Annotated in this window: 15 protein-coding genes; 8 read left to right on the top strand and 7 right to left on the bottom strand. The window is 44.0% G+C overall.

The window, feature by feature from the left end; genetic code table 11:
• The first annotated feature begins 2 nt into the window (after nt 1-2).
• From ACP26M_RS10605 to ACP26M_RS10570, 8 genes are read left to right on the top strand one after another with little or no spacing between them, the layout of a single operon-like run.
• Nucleotides 3-2,882: an exo-beta-1,4-galactosidase gene (locus ACP26M_RS10605; RefSeq protein ID WP_426588654.1), complete on the top strand. Its 2,880-nt coding sequence runs from the start codon at nt 3-5 to the stop codon at nt 2,880-2,882.
• A gap of 1 nt (nt 2,883) precedes the next feature.
• Complete coding sequence (locus ACP26M_RS10600; protein ID WP_426588652.1) at nt 2,884-3,651, top strand: rhamnogalacturonan acetylesterase; 768 nt, start codon at nt 2,884-2,886, stop codon at nt 3,649-3,651.
• Between the two features lie 13 nt (nt 3,652-3,664).
• The gene (locus ACP26M_RS10595) at nt 3,665-4,474 is read left to right on the top strand and encodes a rhamnogalacturonan acetylesterase (protein ID WP_426588650.1); all 810 of its coding nucleotides are present in this window, start codon (nt 3,665-3,667) and stop codon (nt 4,472-4,474) included.
• Nucleotides 4,475-4,497: 23 nt separating this feature from the next.
• Nucleotides 4,498-5,571: a glycoside hydrolase family protein gene (locus ACP26M_RS10590; RefSeq protein ID WP_426588648.1), complete on the top strand. Its 1,074-nt coding sequence runs from the start codon at nt 4,498-4,500 to the stop codon at nt 5,569-5,571.
• Nucleotides 5,572-5,581: 10 nt separating this feature from the next.
• Nucleotides 5,582-7,723 carry a hypothetical protein gene (locus ACP26M_RS10585; protein ID WP_426588646.1) on the top strand — a complete coding sequence of 714 codons (2,142 nt, stop codon included), beginning with the start codon at nt 5,582-5,584 and terminating at the stop codon, nt 7,721-7,723.
• Between the two features lie 42 nt (nt 7,724-7,765).
• Nucleotides 7,766-8,911: a glycoside hydrolase family 88/105 protein gene (locus ACP26M_RS10580; RefSeq protein ID WP_426588644.1), complete on the top strand. Its 1,146-nt coding sequence runs from the start codon at nt 7,766-7,768 to the stop codon at nt 8,909-8,911.
• Nucleotides 8,911-11,379: a glycoside hydrolase family 31 protein gene (locus ACP26M_RS10575; protein ID WP_426588642.1), complete on the top strand. Its 2,469-nt coding sequence runs from the start codon at nt 8,911-8,913 to the stop codon at nt 11,377-11,379. The genes ACP26M_RS10580 and ACP26M_RS10575 overlap by 1 nt, the downstream gene beginning before the upstream one ends.
• Nucleotides 11,380-11,398: 19 nt before the next feature.
• Entirely contained in the window at nt 11,399-13,006 is a 1,608-nt protein-coding gene (locus tag ACP26M_RS10570; protein ID WP_426588640.1) for an arylsulfatase, read from the top strand.
• Between the two features lie 109 nt (nt 13,007-13,115).
• Here ACP26M_RS10570 and ACP26M_RS10565 read toward each other — a convergent pair whose 3' ends face one another.
• The 7 genes from ACP26M_RS10565 to ACP26M_RS10535 form a co-directional block, all read right to left on the bottom strand.
• The gene (locus tag ACP26M_RS10565) at nt 13,116-13,454 is read right to left on the bottom strand and encodes a hypothetical protein (protein WP_426588638.1); all 339 of its coding nucleotides are present in this window, start codon (nt 13,452-13,454) and stop codon (nt 13,116-13,118) included.
• Between the two features lie 187 nt (nt 13,455-13,641).
• Nucleotides 13,642-15,570, bottom strand: a complete 1,929-nt coding sequence (locus ACP26M_RS10560) for a PAS domain-containing sensor histidine kinase (protein WP_426588636.1) — start codon at nt 15,568-15,570, stop codon at nt 13,642-13,644.
• Nucleotides 15,571-15,704: 134 nt separating this feature from the next.
• Nucleotides 15,705-15,956, bottom strand: a complete 252-nt coding sequence (locus ACP26M_RS10555; protein ID WP_090525159.1) for a hypothetical protein — start codon at nt 15,954-15,956, stop codon at nt 15,705-15,707.
• 116 nt (nt 15,957-16,072) lie between these two features.
• Nucleotides 16,073-16,927 (bottom strand): SDR family oxidoreductase, encoded by an 855-nt coding sequence (locus tag ACP26M_RS10550; protein WP_188831808.1) that lies wholly within the window; start codon nt 16,925-16,927, stop codon nt 16,073-16,075.
• A gap of 300 nt (nt 16,928-17,227) precedes the next feature.
• Complete coding sequence (locus ACP26M_RS10545; protein ID WP_373613976.1) at nt 17,228-18,178, bottom strand: manganese catalase family protein; 951 nt, start codon at nt 18,176-18,178, stop codon at nt 17,228-17,230.
• A gap of 124 nt (nt 18,179-18,302) precedes the next feature.
• Entirely contained in the window at nt 18,303-19,985 is a 1,683-nt protein-coding gene (locus tag ACP26M_RS10540; RefSeq protein WP_426588633.1) for a hypothetical protein, read from the bottom strand.
• 5 nt (nt 19,986-19,990) lie between these two features.
• Nucleotides 19,991-22,684 carry a glycosyltransferase family 2 protein gene (locus ACP26M_RS10535; protein WP_426588631.1) on the bottom strand — a complete coding sequence of 898 codons (2,694 nt, stop codon included), beginning with the start codon at nt 22,682-22,684 and terminating at the stop codon, nt 19,991-19,993.
• Between the last annotated feature and the right edge of the window lie 219 nt (nt 22,685-22,903).

The raw sequence follows: 22,903 nt of genomic DNA, 5'->3' as shown, positions 1-22,903 counted from the left end.
GCGTGGGAGCAAGTTTGGTATTGCTTTTTAGTGCATGGTCATTTCCTTCGGCACAAAAGAATGGTGATGTTATTTCGCTGGCAGGTCGTTGGCAGTTTCAGATGGATCGCGCTGATAAGGGGATTGAAGAGAAATGGTTTTTGAGATCACTAACGGATACTATCCATTTGCCGGGTTCCATGGCCCAAAACTTAAAGGGTGACGACATCACCTTTAAAACAAAATGGACAGGCAGTATTTATGACAGTTCATGGTTTTATAACCCGCGTTTAGCCAAGTACCGGGTTCCCGGCAATCTCAAAATCCCTTTCTGGCTTACACCGCCGAAACATTACACAGGAGCGGCATGGTATAAAAAAGAAGTAATTATTCCTGCTGATTGGAAAAATAAACATCTCGTGCTTTTCCTCGAACGGGCTCATACCGAAACCAGGTTATGGGTTGATGATACCGAAATTGGGATGCAAAACAGCCTGGTAACCCCGCATCAATTTGATCTGGGAAACAAACTATCGCCCGGAAAACATCAAATTACACTTTGTATTGATAACCGCGTTAAAGCGATCAACGTAGGACCCGATTCACATAGTATTACTGATCATACACAGGGCAACTGGAATGGCGTGATCGGAAAAATGGAGCTGAGAGCCGGAGACCAGACCTGGCTGGATGAGATCCAGGTTTACCCTGATCTGAAACAAAAAACAGCCCATATCAAAGTACGAATTAAAACCGAACGCGGAGCTGTTAACGGTAAAATCACACTTTCGGCTAAAGCATTTAATAGCCCGGTTTCACAGCTTATACCTGCTGTAAGTAAACCTGTTAATATCAAAGATAGCGTAGCAGAGTTAACGATTGATTTGCCAATGAGCGCTAAAATGCAGACATGGGATGAATTTAATCCGGTTTTATACCGGCTTACAGCAACGCTGCGGACCGGCGACGGATCAACAGATACGAGGGAGATGAATTTTGGCATGCATGAGTTTAAAGCCGATGGAAAGACATTTAACATAAACGGCAAACCCGTTTTTCTGCGCGGTACAGTGAACAACTGTGAGTTCCCACTTACGGGTTATCCGCCCACCACCGAAGCAGAATGGGATAGGATCTTTAAAATTTGCAGGGAGCATGGGCTTAACCACATGCGTTTCCACTCCTGGTGCCCGCCCGAGGCTGCTTTCGATGCCGCTGATAAAGCCGGGCTCTACCTGCATGTAGAGGGGCCTTCATGGGCCAACCACGGCAGCGGTTTAGGTTTAGGACGGCCCATCGACCAATATATTTATGACGAAACAAACCGCATGGTTAAGTGGTACGGTAATCATCCTTCGTTTTGCATGATGGCTTATGGCAATGAGCCCAGTGGTAAACAGGTAGAATACCTTACCAAATTTGTTGATTACTGGAAAGCCAAAGATCCACGCAGGTTGTATACCGGTGCAGCGGTAGGCGGCAGCTGGCCGGTGATCCCTAATAACGAATATATGGCCCGTGCGGGCGCGCGTGGCCTGGCCTGGAACCAGCGGCCAGAAAGTTATTCGGATTATAGCAAACAGATAGCCCAGTTTAATGTGCCCTTTGTAGCCCACGAAATGGGGCAGTATTGCGCTTTTCCCGATTTTAAGGAGATTAGGAAATATACCGGCATCTATAGAGCTAAAAATTTCGAACTTTTTCAGGAAGACCTCCAAGATCATGGAATGGCCGATGAGGCCGAAAAATTCCTGATGGCTTCGGGAAAATTACAGGCTTTATGTTATAAGCACGAAATTGAAAAAGCCATGCGTACGCCCGGATATTCGGGTTTTCAGTTGCTTTCGTTAAATGACTATCCGGGGCAGGGAACGGCACTGGTTGGGATACTCAATGCCTTTTGGGATAGCAAGGGTTATATAACTGCAAAGCAGTTTGCCCGGTTTTGCAATGCCACCGTACCGCTTATCCGTACCGAAAAGTTTGTATACCAAAACAACGAAACGCTAAAGGCGCAGGTTGAGCTGTTTAACTATAGCAGGCCTATGGTAACCAAGCTTAACTGGAAATTAACCGATGCACAGCATAAAGTAATCAACACGGGTGTGTTGGATAAGAAAAGTTTTGTAATGGGTAACTGCCAGCAGGCAGGAGTGATTAGTGTGGCTTTACCAAAAATAAAATCGCCGGTAAAACTGAACCTTGAAGTAGCTGTGCCCAACACTCAATATGTAAACGATTGGGACTTTTGGGTGTATCCGGCAACCTTGCCTGCTATAAAAACCGATGTGTATTACACCACCTCGCTGGATGAAAAGGCCAAAGAAGTACTTAATCATGGCGGCAAAGTATTTCTGAATGCTTCAGGCAAGGTAATAAAGGGTAAAGAAGTTATACAATCTTTTACCCCGGTTTTCTGGAATACCTCCTGGTTTAAAATGCGCCCGCCGCATACGCTGGGTTTTGTATGCGATCCTAAACATCCTGCATTTGATGATTTCTCAACATCGTCATACAGTGAAATACAATGGTGGGATATCCTCTCGAACGCCCAGGTAATGCACCTGGAAGATTTTCCGGCGACATTCCGCCCGGTTATTCAGCCTATCGATACGTGGTTCATGAACCGCCGTTTGGCGTTGCTCTTTGAAGCAAGGGTGGGTAAGGGCAGTCTGATGGTAAGCAGTGCCGATCTTTCGCCAACAACCGGCGACGACAGGCCTGCTGCCAAGCAATTATATTACAGTATTTTAAAATACATGTCTTCAGCGCAGTTTAAACCTGCTGATAGCATATCGATAGAAGCCATTGATGATCTTTTTAAAACTGCTTCAAAAGAGGTGTTTGTGTCCTATACCAACGGCGCTCCGGACGAACTGAAGCCTAAAAACATAAAAAAATAATATGAAAGTATTGAAACCGGTTTTAGCTTTATTAGTAATGGCTTTTGCAGGCCTGGCTTTTATCAATCAGCAAAAGCCAACCATTTATTTAATTGGCGATTCCACTACGCATAACAACGATAAAGAAACATGGGGCTGGGGAAGCATCATCCCATATTATTTCGATCTGGCAAAGATCAATATTGAAAACCATGCCATGGCCGGTCGCAGCACTCGCACTTTTATAAAGGAAGGCCGCTGGAATAAGGTCGATTCGCTTTTAAAGCCGGGCGACTATGTGATGATGGTATTCGGCCATAATGAAGGCAGTAAACCCGATACTACCAAAGCCGGTTACCGTGGCGTATTAAAAGGCACCGGTAATGAAACTGTAGAGCTTACCTGGCCTAACGGCACTAAGGAAACTGTACATACCTATGGCTGGTATTTTCACAAATTTATAAGGGATACCAAAGCTAAAGGTGCAACGCCTATTGTACTATCCATGATCCCGAGGAACGAGTTTCGCGATGGCAAGGTTATCCGTGCCGATAATGAATATGGTAAATGGGCACAGGAAGTAGCGCAGCAGGAAGGCGTCATCTTCATTGATATGAACCGTATCACTGCCGATAAATATGATAAATGGGGAGCCGATTCGGTTAAGAAGTTTTTCCCCGGAGATCATACTCACACTAACAAAATGGGCGCCATTGTAAATGCCGAGTCAGTAGTTGATGGCATTAAGGCCAATCCCGCAAATCCTTTGAATAAATACCTTAAAAACTAAATTTCAGGCTGCTATGAAAAATATGATCCGTACAAATGCCGGCTTAAGCTTACTGCTCGCCCTGAGTATAGTGTTATCTTCTTTTATGTTGATGAAACCTGCCAATAAACCAACCTTTTACCTCATAGGCGATTCGACTGTGAAAAATGGTAAGGGCAAAGGCGATGGTGGTTTATGGGGATGGGGAAATTACATAGCCCCTTATTTTGATACAACAAAAATAACGGTCGAAAATGATGCGCTTGGCGGCACCAGCAGCCGCACTTTCCAAACCATGGGCTTGTGGGATAAGGTATTGGTTAAAGTTAAACCCGGCGATTTTGTGATCATGCAGTTTGGCCATAACGATGCCAGTGCGCTGGATGATACGGCACGTGCCCGCGGAACTATCAAAGGTATTGGTGACGAACAACAGGAAATATATAACCCGATCAGGAAAGTAAAAGAGGTGGTACATACCTACGGCTGGTATATGCGCAAATTTATCGCTGATATTAAAGCAAAGGGTGCAACTCCGATCATCTGCTCCCCGATACCACGTAATGTTTGGAAAGATGGCAAATCTGCAGGGCGCAACAATGAAAACAGTTACGGGCAATGGGCGCGTGAGCTGGGCGAACAAACCGGGGCTTTTTTCATCGACCTAAACAAACTAATTGCCGATGATTATGATGCGGAAGGTGAAGCAAAGGTTAAGTCAACCTATTTCGGTACCGACGCTACCCACACCTTGGAGCCGGGTGCGCAGCTAAATGCCAAATTGGTTATTCAGGGTATCCGATCGTTCAATCAGTTGGCGCTCAATAAATATTTAAAACAATAGGTTCAATAAACATAGTTGTTTGGATGATGAAAAGAAGAGATTTTATTGAATGGTTAAGCATGGCTTCGGCTATGGCATTATTGCCGGGTTTGGCCTTTGGTAATACCGATGATCATGTTTCCGCTTTCGCCAAAAAGCTGAAGCCTGTTGGTCGTGCATTGGAAATGGAGGGCTATTACGTTTGGTGCAATAGTCCGATAGAGGGGCCCGATGGTAGGATCCATGTGTTTTTTTCGAGATGGGTTGCCTCAAAAAAAATGGGCGGATGGATCAACGGATCTGAAATATGCCATGCTGTGGCAGATACGCCGGAAAGCGAATTTAAGTTTTTAGAAGTAATCCTTGCCCCGCGAGGTCCGGGTTATTGGGATGCAACTACCTGTCATAACCCATCAATAAAAGTAGTTGATGGTAAATATTGCCTGTTTTTTATGGGCAACTCTAACGGTAAAACCAATACAAAACGGATAGGGTTGGCGATGGCCGATTCGCTTGATGGCCCCTGGACCCGTCCGGATCAACCGTTGCTGCTGCCCGGTCCCGAAGGGGCTTGGGACGATCATTGTACCACCAATCCGGCATTTGTTAAGCATCCCAACGGGCAATACTGGCTGTTTTATAAATCATGGAACACCAAAGAATATGAAACATCAACCGACCCGCTGGTAAAGGGGAACCGTAAATATGGTTTAGCTATTGCCGATAAGCTGGAAGGCCCTTATATCAAGTATGATGGCAACCCGGTTATAGATTTTTCGGGACGGGGCAATAATGCCCAGTTGGAGGATGCTTTTGTTTGGCTTGACAGGGGACGCTTTAGAATGCTTGCCCGGGATATGGGGGTATTTAATCACCAGTATGGTTTATACATGGAATCAAAAACCGGTAAAAAATGGAGCGAACCGGAGATTGGCTATTTTAATGCTGAATATTATCATATCAATCAACCACCGCCACCGAAATATTTGAATAAATACGGCCGGTTTGAAAGGCCTCAGCTTTTATTTCAAAATGGTAAACCCACTTACATGTTTACTACATCGCAGGGCGGTAAATACATGACAGCATCGCCATTCATATTTAAAATAGAATCATAGTATCCTCAACATGAAGAAAATACTGCCCGTATATTTTGCATTATTTGTTGTTGTTTGGCCGGTTTTATTGAGGGCGCAGAATAAAATTGACCGTAAGGCTTTGGTGCAAAGGCACAATGTCATAAATAGTGGCACGGATACGCTTTCTCCTCTCTCGGTTGGTAATGGTCGATTTGCTTTTACGGTTGATGCTACAGGTCTTCAAACTTTTCCTGAGCATTATGATAAAGGTATTCCCTTGGGCACACAATCTGAATGGGGCTGGCACAGCTTTAAAGATACTGCAGGCTACAAGTTTGACGAAACGTTAAAAACATACACGCTCAATGGCCGTAACGTAAGTTATTCGATACAATGGAACCAGCCCGGCCGTAACAGGAATGCTGCCAATTGGTTCAGGGAAAATGTACATCGCCTGCAATTGGGTAGCCTTGGTTTCCTGTTATTGCATAAGGATGGGAGCGAGGCACAGATAACCGAGATTCAAAATATCCGGCAGGAACTTAATTTGTGGACAGGGTGCATCAGCAGCTCATTTACTTTTGACGGCGAACAGGTAAAAGTTGAAACCTATGCGCACCAGGGGCAGGATCTGATAGCTGTGAAAGTACAATCGCCATTGTTAGCGCAGGGGAGACTTAAGGTAAGGCTACGTTTCCCTTTCCCCACCAATCAGTTTGCCGACTATGGCGATAACTGGAAAAATCCGCAAAAACACTATTCGGCAATTGTTGGTTCCGGTGCCAGCGAGGCTACCATCATTCATCGTTTGGATACCAGCCAATATTTTGTTCGCCTCGCCTGGAACGGTGTAGCTTCGGTTAAGCATACTGCTGCCCATCAGTTTGTGTTAACGCCTCTGGATAAAGCCGCTGAACTGACGTTTACCTGTTCGTTTAATCCAAAGAAATCCACTGCGGCTTTACCTGGTTTTGCCCAAACGCAAGCCAACAGCATACAGCAATGGAAAGCCTTTTGGCAAAGCGGAGGTGCGGTCGATTTCAGTGGCAGTACCGATCCCCGCGCAAAGGAACTGGAACGCAGGGTGGTGCTGTCTCAATATCTTACCAAAATACAATGTTCTGGTCATCAGCCCCCGCAGGAAACCGGCTTAACGTATAACAGCTGGTATGGTAAACCGCACCTCGAGATGCACTGGTGGCACGGGATCCATTTTGCACTATGGGGCAGAGAGAAATTGCTCGAAAACAGTTTGGACTGGTACCATCACGTAAAAGCCAATGCCAGGGCTATCGCCAAAAGACAAGGATATGATGGCATCCGCTGGCAAAAAATGACCGATCCCGATGGCAATGAAAGCCCATCATCGGTAGGGGCATTCCTGATCTGGCAGCAACCGCACTTTATTTATTTTGCCGAACTGGATTATCGTGCCCACCCGAATAAGCAAACCCTCGATAAATATAAAGACCTTGTAATGGCCGATGCGGATTTTATGGCTTCGTTCGTAACTTATGACAAGGAGAATGACCGGTATAATGTAGGTAAGGGCATTATCCTGGCGCAGGAACGTTATAAGCCCGAAGAAACATATAATCCAACCTATGAGTTGCAATACTGGCGCTGGGCTTTGAATACGGCCCAGCAATGGCGCAAACGTCTGGGCATGCAGCCCGATGGCAGGTATGCGCAAATCCTTGATAAACTGGCCCTGTTACCCCAAAAGGATGGCGTTTACCTCGCTGCTGAAAGCTCGCCCGATGCCTACACAAATCCTAAATTAAAAACAGATCACCCGGCAGTATTAGCTGCCTATGGTATGCTGCCCTATAATGATAAACTGGATACCGTGGTAATGAAGAAAACCTTCAACCTGATTTGGGATGTATGGGATTGGAAGGATACCTGGGGCTGGGATTTCCCGATGACTGCCATGACAGCAGCCCGCTTAAATATGCCCGAAAAGACCATCGATGCTTTATTTATGCCCATAAAAACCAATACTTATTTAGCCAACGGTCACAATTACCAGGACGGGCGATTACGCATGTACCTGCCCGGCAATGGCGGTTTGCTGGCCGCTGTAGCCATGATGTGTGCCGGCTGGGATGGCTCAACCACTGTAAATCCTGGATTCCCTAAAAACGGAAAATGGAAAGTAAGGTGGGAAGGGCTTAAGAAAATGCCTTAATGTTTAACGCGTTTTTTAAAACGGATATATAAAATCTACGATATGAATAAACTATTGCTTACAATAAAAACGGTATTGAGTACATGCGCTGTTATGGGTATGATAGGTAGCGCATATGCCCAACAGCCTGCAAAAACAGAGGTGTTGGCTGGTATGACCCTGGCCAATAATTATTTTATGCAGAAATGGCCCGATCCGGGAGCATCTGTTACCGTAAAAAATGTAACCCGCACCAGTAATTTGTGGACGAGGGCTGTTTATTACGAGGGATTGATGGCGATGTACAAAATCGATCCTCAAAAAAAGTACTATGATTATGCGGTTGACTGGGGCGAAAAACATCAATGGAGTCCCCGCGGGGCTGTTGATACCCGTAATGCCGACAATCAGTGCTGCGGGCAAACCTATATCGATCTTTACCTGATTGATAAAAAGCCAGAACGGATTGAAAAAATAAAGCAAAGCATCGACCTGATGGTGAACAGCGAAAAAAAGGATGACTGGAACTGGATAGATGCGCTGCAAATGGCTATGCCGGTATATGCCAGGCTCGGTGCAGTATATAACGACAATAAGTATTATGAAAAGATGTTCGACATCTACAATTACTCAAAAACCGTACACGGCGGCAAAGGATTGTACAACACGGCAGACCATCTTTGGTGGAGAGATAAAGACTTTGTGCCACCGTACAAAGAACCTAATGGTGCTGATTGTTACTGGTCGCGCGGGAACGGTTGGGTAGTAGCTGCTATGCTGCGCGTGTTAGAAGTTATGCCTAAAAATGCCCCTCACCGTAAGGAATATTTATCGGTATATAAAGAAATGATTGAGGCATTAGTGCCGTTGCAACATGCTGATGGCTACTGGAATGTGAGCCTGAAAGATTCGACCAATTTTGGCGGGAAGGAGTTGTCTGGCACAGCCTTGTTTACTTATGGTATGGCCTGGGGAATTAACCATGGTATCCTGAAAAAGAAAACCTATTTGCCAATAGTTTTCAAAGCATGGAATGCCATGGCAAAAGAGTGCCTGCATCCGGATGGTATGCTTGGCTTTGTGCAGGGCACAGGCAAGGAACCCAAGGATGGGCAGCCTGTTGGCTATAACAATGTACCCGATTTTGAAGATTATGGTTTGGGATGTTTCCTGCTGGCAGGCAGCGAAGTTTATAAACTGAGCAAGTAATGAAAAAGATCCCCCTGTTTTTAGCCCTTGTTTTCATTGCGATAGCTGCCTCTGCGCAAACGGGTATCGGCAGCAATAAATCCGGATATAAAAAGGATGGCAATACCTTATTTTTCAGTAATGCCAGTGGCGATGTTAAAATAGAATTTTGTTCAGCATCCATGTTCCGCGTAAGGGCCAGCTGGAGCCGCAAATTTGCGCCCGATGAGCATTTGATGCAGGAGAATTATAACTGGCTTGCTGTTGATTATAAAATAACTGATGCTAAATCGGCATACGTGATTCAAACGTCGGCCTTAATTATCACGGTGCTTAAATCGCCGTTTATAATTAACGTAGCTGATAGTAAGGGCGTGATGTTATCGTCAGAATATGTGCCTGACAGCAAGCAAAACGGCGGTTTGCATCACTTGGGCGATACCGTGATGTGTACCAAAGACTTGTTGCCCGATGAGCATTTCTTTGGCTTTGGTGAGCGCATGGATTTTACCGATCAGCGTAACAAACTGGTAAAGCTGAACGTGGGCCGGGGAAAAAGCAAAAATAATTTACTTGGTGCCTATAACATTAACGAGGCTAATTATTGCCCGGTACCATTTTTTATGAGCACTAAGGGCTACGGCATATACCTGCACAATTCATCGGCTACCGAATGGGATATGGGTAGCAAAACTGATGATGAATACAGCTTTAAAGCAAATGATGGCGAATTGGATTATTACTTTATTTACGGTCCAACGTTCCCGGTAATTTTAAACAGTTACTTAAGCATTACAGGTAAATCGCCTTTGTTGCCAAGGTTTGCGTTCGGTTTGCACATGGGCACTTATAGCGGCGGCACCTGGGGCCATGAAGAACTTACTTCGGATAGGTATGTGATAGAACTGGCCCGTAAGATGCGCGAGATGGGCATCCCGGTTGATATTCTTTTTCTTGATTCCACCTGGCGCTTGTTTGGTAAAAAGGGGGGTAAGGGGGCCACGACCTTTGAATGGCGCGAAACATTTAAAGACCCTAAAGCCATGTTTGATAGCCTGTATACCATGAACTTTAAAATGGTGGGGCTGCATATCCGCCCAAGGTTTGATAATGCCAAAAATCTGAACCTGCTTGATGAGGCACAGGCCAAAGGTTTTACCTATCCCGAAAATGGCAAACCAGGCGAGTTCGTGAATTTTTTTGATCAGCAGGCTGCAAACTGGTGGTGGGATAATGGCGTTATGAAAGTTGCCTCAATTGGTGCTAAATTCCTGAAAACAGATGAAGGCAGTGCCTTTGGCTCATTAGCCAATGAAAGTGAAAAAGTTGGGCCTACTGGTAGAGAAGTGGCACAACTTCATAATGTATTCCCTATTGCATATGCTAAAGCACCATATTTGAAATTTCAGCAATACAATGGCATTCGTGGTTTAAACCAAACGCGCGAAGGTTATTCCGGCATCCAGCGTTACCCGTTCATTTTTGCAGGCGACTGGCCAAGCGAATGGCAATACTTTGCGCCGGTTATAAAAGCCGGATTAAATATTGGCCTGTCGGGCGTGGGGTATTGGGCGCATTGCATGGGCGGCTTTGAACATGCTGCCGATCCGGAATTATACATGCGTTGGGTACAGTTTGGTATGTTTAGTCCGGTAGCTATGGTTTTTGGTATGGACCATCCGGGCTATAAAGAACCCTGGAATTATGGGGCTGAGGCTTTAGCTAACTTTAAAAAGTACGACGATCTGCGTTACAGGCTGATCCCCTATATCTACAGTAACGCATACACACAATATCAAACCGGTATGCCACTCATGCGTGCTTTGGTGCTGGAATACCAGGACGATCCCAATACCTACAATATAGCCGATCAATACCTGTTTGGTGATAATTTGATGGTTTGCCCGGTAACTGTAAAGGGCGCTCAAACACGTACTGTTTACTTACCAAAGGGGATTTGGTTTGATTATTGGACGGGCATAAAATATACCGGAAAGCAATATATCCATATCCTGACCCCTCCAGATCATCTACCCATTTTTGTAAAAGCAGGAGGCATTATCCCAATGCAACCGGCCATGAAATACATGGATGAAAAACCGGTAGATTTGATAACGTTGGACGTGTTTTTGGGCCAGGCATCTGAGTTTAAGTTGTATGAAGATGATGGCATCAGTTTAAAATATCAACAGGGCGACAAGGCGATCACCCAAATTGCTGTGGCGAATACTGCCGATGGCTGGCAACTGCAAATTAAAAAGCCCACAGGTAACTTTACCCCGGCGCAGCATACTTATTTGACAAAAATACATTGGGCTTATGATAATGCTCCATCTTCAATAATAGAAAATAATGAAACATTGAAAGCGGCTGATCATGTTGAAGCATTAAACAAAACAGCTGGCTGGTATTATGATAAAATCAATCATTTGCTTTGGATAAAAACATCCAATAGTAACAGGGATGATATTACCCTTAATTTTAAATAGATTGCGATAATCGTCTCCTATGAAAAAGTTCCTTCAAACCATCTTTCTTTTTGCAGTAGCAAGCAGTCCAATATTTGCCCAGCATAAGCAACCGGCTAAGCGGCCAAACATCATTATTATTTTGGCCGATGATATGGGCTACTCGGATATAGGCTGTTTCGGCTCCGACACCCAAACGCCCAATCTTGATGCGATGGCGAAAGGTGGTTTGCGCATGACCCAGTTTTACAACGCATCGCGTTGCTGCCCAACCCGCGCGTCGTTACTTACTGGGCTTTATCAGCATCAGGCCGGGGTAGGCGATATGGTAAACCACCGCGATGTACCGGCTTACCAAGGCTACCTGAACCAAAACTGCGTAACCATAGCCGAGGCGCTTAAAGAAGGAGGCTATAATACGCTGATGGCAGGCAAATGGCATGTGGGTACTGACCCCTCGCGCTGGCCGGTTAAACGCGGATTTGATCATTACTTTGGTTTAATAGATGGGGCAAGCAGTTATTTTAATCCAACAATGCCTTATCGCCCTAATCAAAAACTTACCATCGCTTTAGATGATAAGGAATACACACCAGGGCCAAACTGGTATTCAACTAATGCCTATGCTGATTATGCCCTTAAGTTTATTGAAGGTAATAAAGGCACACGCAAGCCATTTTTCCTGTATATGGCTTTTACCAGCCCGCACTGGCCAATTCAGGCATTGCCCGAAGATATTGCTAAATACAAAGGTAAATACCTGAAAGGCTGGGATAAGCTCAGGCAGGAACGGTTGGAGCGCCAAAAACAGTTGGGGATCATCGCTAAGGATGAAAAGCTTTCGCCGAGGGATAAGAGCGTACCGGAATGGGATAGCCTTACCCCGGAAGAAAAAGAGCGGTTTGATACCAAAATGGCTGTATATGCTGCGATGGTTGACCGGATGGATCAGAATATAGGCCGCATCAGGAAAAAGCTTAAGGAGCTGGGTGAGGATAAAAATACGGTGATCATGTTCTTGTCAGACAATGGCGCCAGTAATGAAACTATCTCGGGGCCGAGTTTTACCCCCGAGGTACTGGCTGCAAACAGTAAGCCTGCAAGTGACCCAACTTCTTTTACATCGTACGGGTCATTGGGGGCCAATGTAAGCGACACACCTTTCCGCTTATTTAAACACTGGGAATATGAAGGGGGGACAGCTACCCCTTTTATAGCTTATTACCCCGATGTGATTAAGCCAGGGTCAATAGTCAATAGGCCTGCTCACATTATTGATCTGATGGCTACCTGCCTTGATCTGGCCGGCGCAACTTATCCTAAAGTTTATCATGGCAATAACATTACGCCAACAGAAGGTATAAGCCTGGTGCCGGTATTTAAAGGCCAGAAGTGGCAAGGGCATAACGGGCTGTTTTTTGAACATGAAGGCAATCGTGCTGTAAGGCAAGGCGACTGGAAACTGGTTTCTCAACGCCCCGAAAATAAATGGGAACTCTATAATATCAGCACCGACCGCTCCGAATTAAATGACCTGAGTGCCCAATATCCTCAAAAAGTGACCGAGCTTGAAGCCATGTACAAGATATGGGCCACCAGGGCAGGTGTGGTGGAGTTTGATAAATTAGCAAAAGCAAAAGGTGAATGATTAAATAATATTAATCATTTGCTTATGCAGCAACACTATAGCAGCTATAAATTAGCTTTTAAGCTTTGTGCATTCAGCTTCCACCTTTTACCAATGCCAATGTTTCAGGTCAGTTCCACATAGTGCCGTTAAGGCCCAATACAAGGGCCATCCAAAGGCCGATGAAATAACCCACAAAACTCAGCACAAGGAACAATCGCCCCAGCCAGCCGTCAAGGCGGCGAAGCGGCTCTGTTAAATCGTAGCAGGCGCCAATCAACGCACCTAAAAAAGGAGTTAACAGCAGGGGTTTCACCCGCCAGTACTCATTCCAGGCAGGGTTACCCTTACCGGCACTGATCAAAAAAAAGCTGATCATCAATAAACCGATACCTGCGCCTGTTAACATACGCTTTCCCAAAGCATCGGTAAAAAAAGGTCTTGTTGTAAATTGTCTCGTTTCTGTCATGGCTTATATTGATACTTAAAAGTACTTTGTTATTCAAAGTTAAATTATAAACTTTATTTATGCAAGCCTTATTTTTCTGCATTTGAATAATCTTTTGTGAATCGACCCGCTTACCGAAATTGATGAGGTGCCGGTTCTGGCGTTAATACACTGGTGGAATGGGGATGGAGTTGGACAGGTCGTAGACTTACAAGTTATCGGGTGATTCAGCCCGGGGAAGCGAAAAATAAAAAGTTGATCCCTTATCCAATTCACTTTCAGCCCAGATTTCGCCGCCATGCCGTTTAATAATTTCGGCACTGAGATAAAGGCCGATCCCGAAACCGGAAATATGGCGTGTATGATTGGTTTCAACGCGGTAATACCGGTCGAAAATATAGCCGAGATCATCGGGCTTTATGCCCATGCCTTCATCTTTTACACTCACTATTACCATACTGCCATTGAGTTTACAACTGATATCGATCTGGCGGCCTTTGGGCGAGTATTTTACGGCATTACTGATGAGGTTGGAAATAACGGAAATGATCTTATCCCGATCGGCATTAACCGTGAGGTTGCTACATTCTTTAAGGCTGAAAATATGGCTCGTTACGGTTAGCCGGGTTTCCTCCAGTATTTCCTGCAGTAATTGCCCCAGATCGAACGGCTGCTTCTCAATTAATAATTTACCGGCTTCGAGACGCGAGATATTAAGGAAACTGTTAATCATAGTAGCCATCCGCCTGGCTTGCTGGTTTGCCTTCTCCATCGCATCTGAAAGGAATTGATCTTCACTTTGCGCCAATTTTTTTTGCGCAACCTGTATAATGGCAGCTAATGAGGTCAGCGGCGTTTTCAGTTCATGGCTCACCATGCCGATAAAGTCATTTTTGCGTTGTTCTTCCTGTTTTTTATCGGTGATATCGCGCGCGATCTTGGATAAGCCGATTATTTTCCCCTGCTTATCCATAATAGGAGAGATGGTCAGCGAAACATCCAGTAACCGCCCATCTTTGGTTTGTCTCCTGGTTTCAAAGTGATCAACCCGTTCGCCTGTAATTAAACTGGAAAGAATGTGCGGTTCCTCGTTTTGCCGGTCTTCGGGAATGATCTTGTAAATTGTTTGCCCTATCATTTCCTCCGCTGTGTAGCCAAACATTCGTTCGGCCGCGGCATTCCAACTGGTGACCACACTTCCCAGCGTTTTGCTTACAATGGCGTCATCCGAAGTTTCGACGATCGCGGCAAGCTTTGCGCTTTTTTCTTCGGCCTGCTTGATCTCGGTAATATCCAGGGTTATGATAAGCCCGGATTCTACAATGTTGTCGTCATTTTTAAGCGGCACAAAATGGATAAGATAAAATTCTCCCGTTTCTGCCTTTCGCTCTATAGAAAACTTTTCGCCGGACAAAACCCTCTCATATAAATGCCTGGAGGCTTCATAGCGTTCGGGCGAAATCTCTGACGGATGCTTGCCTTCATAATCGCGCCGGTCATAACCCATCCTTTCCATAATATCGCCTTCAATGGCTATATACCGGTGGTTCCGGTCAACGACAAGGATCAGCGAACCTGGAATGTTCAGAGCAATGGAGCGGAAAAGTTTTTCACTCCGCCGGAGATTTTCCTGGGTTTCCAGCAGTTCCTCGTTGGTTGTGGCCAGTTCTTCGTTGGCAGCTGCCAGCTCTTCGTTGGCCGCGGCATACTCCTCATTGGTGGCGGCCAGCTCTTCGTTGATGGCTGCCAGTTCCTCGTCCAGCGCCTCTTTGGTGTTTTCTAATATCCATATGGCTATGTGAGTAACCTTGCCCTTGTTGTTTTTTACGGGCTTATAAACAAAGGTAACGGGTACAATCTCTTTCTCCCCGTTAAGCATTTGTATCATCGTTCCTTTATCATCCTGGTGCTGCCTGCCTTCTACTGCTATTTTCAGTGCCGACTCATCACCAGGTTTTGCAAGGGTAAAGATTTCCCGGTAAGATTTCCCTGCCAGGTCTTCAGCCTGTTTATTGATCAGCTTTAACAAATGAATATTAGCTGTTTCAATGGTCATACTTTCCGCATGAAGTATACAAATGCCCACAGGTGCGTGGAGCATGATCGAATATAAATCTTCCTCGCCGGCTATCTGCATATAAGTAATAAGTAATTTCTTATGGATAAATATAAGTTAAATACAAATTAAGGAGATTAAAAATATTTAATTTACAGGTTATAAAAATTGACAGGCAATTGGTATTGAACGTGGGGGAGCTTTACCGACAGCGCTTATTTTTTTGGCAGCTGGCCGCTCGGCGGCACGTTGCCTTTCGATGTGGTATCTCCGCTTAAGGAATCCTGTAGGTGTTGTTTCCTTGCACTGTTTATGGTGCTTGTGTCGGAGATGGATGGCCCGCCGCCCCTGTTTACACTGCTGCTATCGGTAGAGCCACCTATTTTTCTATTTCGATCGGCAGGATTACAGCCGGTGCTGACGTAGAGCAACAGAGCGACCGCAATAATTAGATTTGTTGTTTTCATGGTGATGCTATTATAACGTTTAAAAAAGGTGATTGTCTTTTACTGCTAAACAAGCCTGTCTGCCCGGAGGAAGATAACTGATGCCGCTCTTGGGTTTACTTTTATCAGATGTCACCTTATCCGTTTACTACTTCGCCGCCGTTAACATGGATTACCTGGCCTGTAATAAAGGAAGAGTCGTCTGAAGCCAGGAAAACATAGGCGGGTCCAAGCTCAGAAGGCTGTCCGGCACGTTTCATAGCCGTTTCACTGCCAAACTTTTTGATCTTTTCTTCGTCGAAGGTGGATACAATAAGCGGTGTCCAGACGGGTCCGGGCGCTACGGCGTTAACGCGGATCCCTTTTTCTGTCAGGTTGGTAGCCAGTGATCGCGTAAACGTGGTGATAGCGCCTTTGGTTGATGAGTAATCAATAAGCGAAGGCGAAGAGCGATAGGCCGTTACCGAGGTTGTATTGATAATGCAATCGCCTGCATGCATATGATCTAATGCAGCTTCTGCAAAATAAAAATAGGCAAATATATTGGTGCGGAAGGTAACATCCAGTTGCCCGGGGTCAATCGCCCTAACGTCTTTTTGCGGAAACTGCATACCTGCATTATTCACCAGGATATTCAGCTTGCCAAATTCTTTTATAGTTTGTTGTACCGCGTGTTTGCAAAAGGCGGGGTCTTTTACGTCTCCTTTAATGAGCAGGCATTGCTGACCTGTTAATTCAACCAGGTCCTTTGTTATTTTGGCATCTTCATCCTCATCCAGGTAAACAATGGCCACATTGGCACCTTCCTGCGCAAAATGTACACTTACCGCGCGGCCAATCCCACTGTCGCCTCCGGTAATCAGGGCTATTTTTCCCTGCAACTTGCCGGCAGCTTTATAGTTGTCTTTAATGTATTCCGGAGCCGGATGCATCTTTGCTTCAATGCCTGGCTGCCTGTCCTGTTTTTGCGGTGTTTCTTCTTTGGTTATCATAAATTCTTAAAAAAAAAATTTGTTGTTGAGTTGATTAAATAAAACGGAATGCCGACTCTTATTAGAAGTTGTTTAATTAAATAATGATTTTTTTTCTTAAATGTTTATAATATTGAAAAAATTAGAAAATGTTTTGTAAGCACGGGAGTGCAGATCTAATAAACTTTCTTTAAAATCGATCGATATAAAGCTCTCGAAAAAGGGGGGGGAAGTCAGCGGTATTAAAAACGCCTGGGCAACTGTTTAGTAAAAGCCGTCATCAGCAGGATGACGGCCGGTAGCATTGTTTTTTTTAGTATTTCAGACTCTGTTATTATTATCAGGATAAGTACTCCATTGCGCCACGCCTTCGGGTTCAGAGTCCTTTACTTCTGTGCTTTTTTCCTGGCTCATTTGCTTATTCAGCTTTTCGGCCTGTTTAAGTTCCCTCGCCTTATCATCTTCCAGTTGGGTGAGGCCCTGTGTTTCCCTTACGTGCTTGACCGGGTCAGCTATGTAAATGAATTCTTTTTTCAAATCGGGCATTTCGCCTTCATTCCAGGGGCCGTGAACGTCGGCACCATTAGACATATTGAAATACTGCTGTGTAAAGCGTGGATCGGCTGCCAGTACCCCTGGTGGAAAGTTAGGCTGGATATCGTTTAAAGCCGCTTCGAACATCTTGTAATGCGCCACTTCACGGGTCATCAGGAAGGACAGTGTTTCGTGGATGTAAGGATCATTGGTGAACTTCATCAGGTGTTCATAAACCAGTTTGGCGCGTGACTCTGATGCAAGATTACTGCGAAGATCGACGGTCAGGTCGCCATTTGAATGGATATAACTGGCACACCATGGTATACCCTGGCTGTTGCGGGGCGTAACACCGCCGCCCGTAATAACGCCAAACTGTGGATTGGCGAATACTGCCTGGTGAATAATATCTTCTTTGGCAGCTTTACCATTCAAAACCTGCATGATCTCGGAACTGTCGGCAGCATTCTTAAGCTCGCCATTAACGCCCTTGAGGAGCATTTGAATAGTGGCGCCAACAATTTCAAGGTGACTGAATTCCTCGGTGGCGATATCCATCAGCATATCATATTTGTCGGGGTATGGTACCTTGGCACCAAAGGCCTGCGTGAAGTATTGCATGGCTGCGGCCAATTCGCCATTCTCTCCGCCAAACTGCTCCAGTAATAGATTGGCAAACTGTGGGTCGGGGCGCGACACGCGCGCGTTAAATTGTAGTTCTTTTACATGGTGAAACATAACATTTGATTTTAGAGTAGATAGTGTTATGATACAACCATGGGCAATGTTTTATGTTTTATAATTTAATAAATTTATTTAATATGAAAATATAAGTAATCTATTTTACAAATCGTTAATATGATTACTGTTTCAATAAACTACAAAATTTGAGCATCGACTGCGGAGTAATACTCCAGTTAGGGGCTTTAATATCACCCCAGGCTTTGGGGTTGTCATACAAATTAAAGTAGCAAACGCCAAAAATATGAGGGTTTGCATTTATTGTTTCAGCGGCATCGACAAGCCATTTGTCCTGGAAGCTTTCTGATCCCTTTACACCAAATTCGGTTATGAATAAAGGCTTATCAAGAAACCTCATCCGAAAATATTTTCGGTTAAATATGGTGCTGAAGGCTTCCTGCTTATCCTGGTCGGTAATGTTTTTATCCGGCAGCCCGTAAATGGCTATACTGATATAATCTACTACATCGCTTCCGGGCCAAAAATCCGCCGAGCCCCGGTCGCCGGCTGGTCCCCAAACCTTTCTGACATTTTTGCCCGGCCCTCCGTCAAACTGCATAAAATATCTGAAGGCATTGATGTAGTTAACCGGATCCTGGCTTTGCCACTTGTACCGGTGGATAGGGATCTCCATTTCATGCATCCATCTGAGATAGACGATGTTCTGTGTGGCAGAAATTATATTAAATAGTTTTTTGATCTGCTTGTTATAACGGCCGTTTAAAATACTTTCCGTGACAGCAGTATCCGGTATTCCGCTGGTGTCACGCCATGGTTCCATGGTTACAATAACATCATGGTGACGGCTAATGACCTCCGAGAATTTTTTCTCAAAATCGCCTCTTTCAACTTCGCCCCAATCTGTAAAAAGATGTTCTACACTAATTCTTGGTTGATTAAGCAGTTTTTTATTTGGATCAAATACCCCAATCTTGAGCGAGGTCCTTACCGGCTTTTTAGCTGCACTATCCACGTAGTTGTCGGCACTGTATACGGTATTCCGGTATTTTATAAAGTAGTCTTTTTGTTCGTTTAGCCAACTGTATTTAAAAGGTATTTTTCCGGCATTATCAATGATTAATACCGGTTTGTCTATAAACCTTAAGCGATGAAGCTTATGTTTTAACATATCAGAAACCGTACTGTCTTTTGGATAAAAGTGAGTGGTATCTTCTGATTTGCTTCCAAGGGTTATACTTACATAATCAACGGTCTTATTTCCGGGCCAGTATTCGGTATCACCGGGATAACCTGAGGGCCCCCAGATGATTTGTGCCTTTGGGGCAATCATTTTAATTTTTTTTGAAAAATAATTAAATGAAGTAATATAGTCTTTAGGCGATTTATATTGCCAGGGAAATACACTGGCCGGTACTTCCATGTCAGGATTCCAGCGGATAAAAACCTGATGGTGACTTTTTGCCGCCAAAACAGCCAGCTCATGGATCTGCTTATCAAAACCTCCATTAAGCACTTCAGTTAAAACGTTGTTTTTATAATCTACGCCTTTAAGCCAGGTTTCCACGGTAATTAATACATCATTGTTAGCCAAAGCTGTTTCAACATTGCCCCGGCTTGACCTTATAGCTGTATTTTTGAACACTGCCGTGTAACAAATAATGGGTTTGGCCGGTAAGGTATCACTTAAATTCCTGCGGTTAAATATACCAACCACCTGTTCGTTGCTGCGGTAGTAGTCATTTGTAAAATAATCACTGCGAAAAAGTTTAATGCCCCAAAAGGATATAACGAAGATTATACCTAAACTGATCGCTAAATAAATCTTTACGGATTTTTTTTTCATGACGATTAATTTTGAAGAGGGGTATTTAATGTTGCGTAGTCAACAGTTACATTATCTCCATCGGTTGCCACAAGGTACAGCCTGTATCTGTCATCATTTTTTGGGATTGTAACGTAAACGTCCGGACTGCTTCCTACCTTTTTCATGCCGGTAGCATTGCCCCAATTATCTGTTTTGACAAGATACCATTCAAATTTCAATCCGGTTTTTAAATACGCGGCGATGTTCCAGTGGCCGTAGGAAAATACGAGGGCGTTATAGCGCAGGGATGCCCCGGGAGTAGTTGTTAATGCAGGTTTTAGTATTTTAATATCGGGCAAATTATAGATAGGTGTATTGCCATTCCAGTTCCTGCTTATTTTATAAAGGTAACGTTTATTTCTGCCCCATACGTCTTTTAAACCGTCAAACGTGACAGCGTTGCCGCTTTGTTGATCCTGCCAGTTAGCGTAAAAAATTCCGCCGGAATGCTGTACACCTTCGAGTGCACCGGGATCAGTGCAACTGAAAAAATACGGCGTTTTAAAATCACGGCTAACATATTTCAATGACAGTTTATTATCAACAATTACTCCGAAAGCATCAATTGCCGGTATTTGCCCCTTTAATATTTGCATAGCAGGGTGGAGTGTGGCGGAGGATAAAAGGTCGATGGTTAATGGCCTTGTTGGGTCTTCATGTTTAATTTCATTTACCAAACGTTTTAACAAATTGATATAATGCTGTTGGGCCTGGTACAACTGTGGCCCATGATAAAATTGAGATAGTTGCTGGTAAGTACTATTGCCTAAGTTCCAGGCACTGATGTTAGGGTTTGATTTATTTTTATTTATGGTGTTAAGGATGATATTGAACTGCTCGTGCAGGTAGGTAGTATCATTAATGAAGCTTGATGGGGCAGGCACCCAGAAGCTATAATTAATTTTTAAGCCCTTTTGTGCTGCTGCTTCAAAAATTGAGTGGTCGTAAATATTAGGTCCATATATTTTTATGGTATTTATCCCCGCTTTTCTAATGTCTTCAAAATCATTAACTATCATTTTTTTGGTTAGAGGAGCTATGTTCTTGTACCAGTAGTTTCCTTTAGAGTAGATTACGCCTTTTACTGAAGAAAAAAATGGAGGGTTTACTGATAAACGTTTTTGACCGGTAACTGGATCTTGTTCAATAATATTTGTCGAAGTATCTGAAAACTTTCTCGAAGTGCTATTGTAAAGTCGCGATTGCCTGATCAATTGGGATAACCCGGTGGTATCTGATGAGGAGATGAACTCAGCAAAAGACTTTTTGCTATTATCATTCTTTGCGTCGAAACCACGCGCAACATTAAAGTTTGCGTCTTCATCCGATTCCTGAGAAGCATATATGCAGATGCCAACAACTAATATGCTAAGTATCAGGCTAATCTTCCTTACACCGAAATATATTTTTCTTCTTAACAGCCAAAAAAATACTTTAACATGCTGTATTTTTGAAACAACTGTAAATAATATTGCATGTTTATCCAGGTAGGCCTGAAACTTGAGTTCCGAACTCGCGATAAGCATAAATATCATGAACATACAGTTCAGACCAACGATGCCGGACATGAAAAGTGTATAAGGGTTCCAATCGTTGTAAAGGCCGTAAATAATAGCTGCAATGGATACAACCAACACTACAATATTGGGTAAGTTGTTTTTTAAATTTTTTTCATCTTTGACATCCTTTGGGGTTGCTATGTAGGGAACGTTCTTCCTGATAATAGTATAGACAAAACCTAATATGAAAACCCACCATGTACCTATGAGCAGTAATCCCCCCACCACGTGAAACCCCCGCTCATTATCCTCCATTACCCATTGCTGAACAAAATGCCTGATCAGAACTACTGAAGTTATAAAAGGAACACTGATAACTAAAAATTCAGAAAAGTCCATCCTTAACGGAAAAGCATCTGTGAACAGGGATATGACCGGAATTGAAAAATTAATAAGAAATACAAAACCAGATAGGTAAAATAGAGGTAAAAGGCCGTAATGAAGTTTCTGCCGCCAGTTGAATTTTCTAAAAAGTTTAACGTAGGAAGTCACAAGAAGCTCAAAAACACCCCGCGACCATTTCAACTGTTGCTTATAGTAAGCCGATAAAGTAGCCGGAACCAGGCCCCGGGTCAATACAGCGGGTACATAAACAGATTTCCAATGGCGTGCATGGAGCTGCATTGCCGTATGCATATCTTCGGCCAGCCCGGCAGCATGCCCGCCAATGGATTCCAACGCTGTTCGCCTGAAAGTACAATTGGCGCCTATAGCCTGCACGGTGCCATAACTGTTCATGCACATCATCATCGGGCCGTAAAACTGATAGGTTTGTTGCGCGGCGCCTTTAGCTATCCATCCAATGTCATGATTGTAATAGGCCTGCACAATTTGCACATAACCAATTTCCGGGTTATCAAAATGAGCTATTATCGGATCCAGAAATTCGGGTACGGGTATATGGTCAGGATCAAGAATTACACATAGTTCGCCTGATGACTGGGCTAATGCGTTATTAATATTGCCGGCTTTGGCGTTGATCTTTTTAGTTCTTGTTATGTGATGAACACCCAGTTCTTTACAAACTGATTTCAGGTAAGGATCATCGGCCTCGTCACATAAAAAGGTTTCATGAGGATAGCGTATAGCCTGAATTGCAGTAAGTGTTTCAACAATCATTTCATATGGTTCACCTGCGCAAAACGTGGTAAATATGTCTACCGTATATTGTTTCGTTATGGGTAAAGCAGGCGGAACGCTTATTGACCAATAATGATACCACTCATATATTACCTTAAAAAAGGTATAAATAAAGGTTGATATTAATAGCCAATATAGTGGCTGATAACCAATAACTGATTTTCTGAGCAGGCTATGTATTAAAAAAAACATACAAAG

This window comes from Mucilaginibacter sp. R-33, from assembly GCF_049949235.1.
Taxonomy (GTDB): domain Bacteria; phylum Bacteroidota; class Bacteroidia; order Sphingobacteriales; family Sphingobacteriaceae; genus Mucilaginibacter.
Note: the sequence above shows the minus strand (reverse complement) of the source record. Positions and strands in the feature narration are given on the sequence as shown.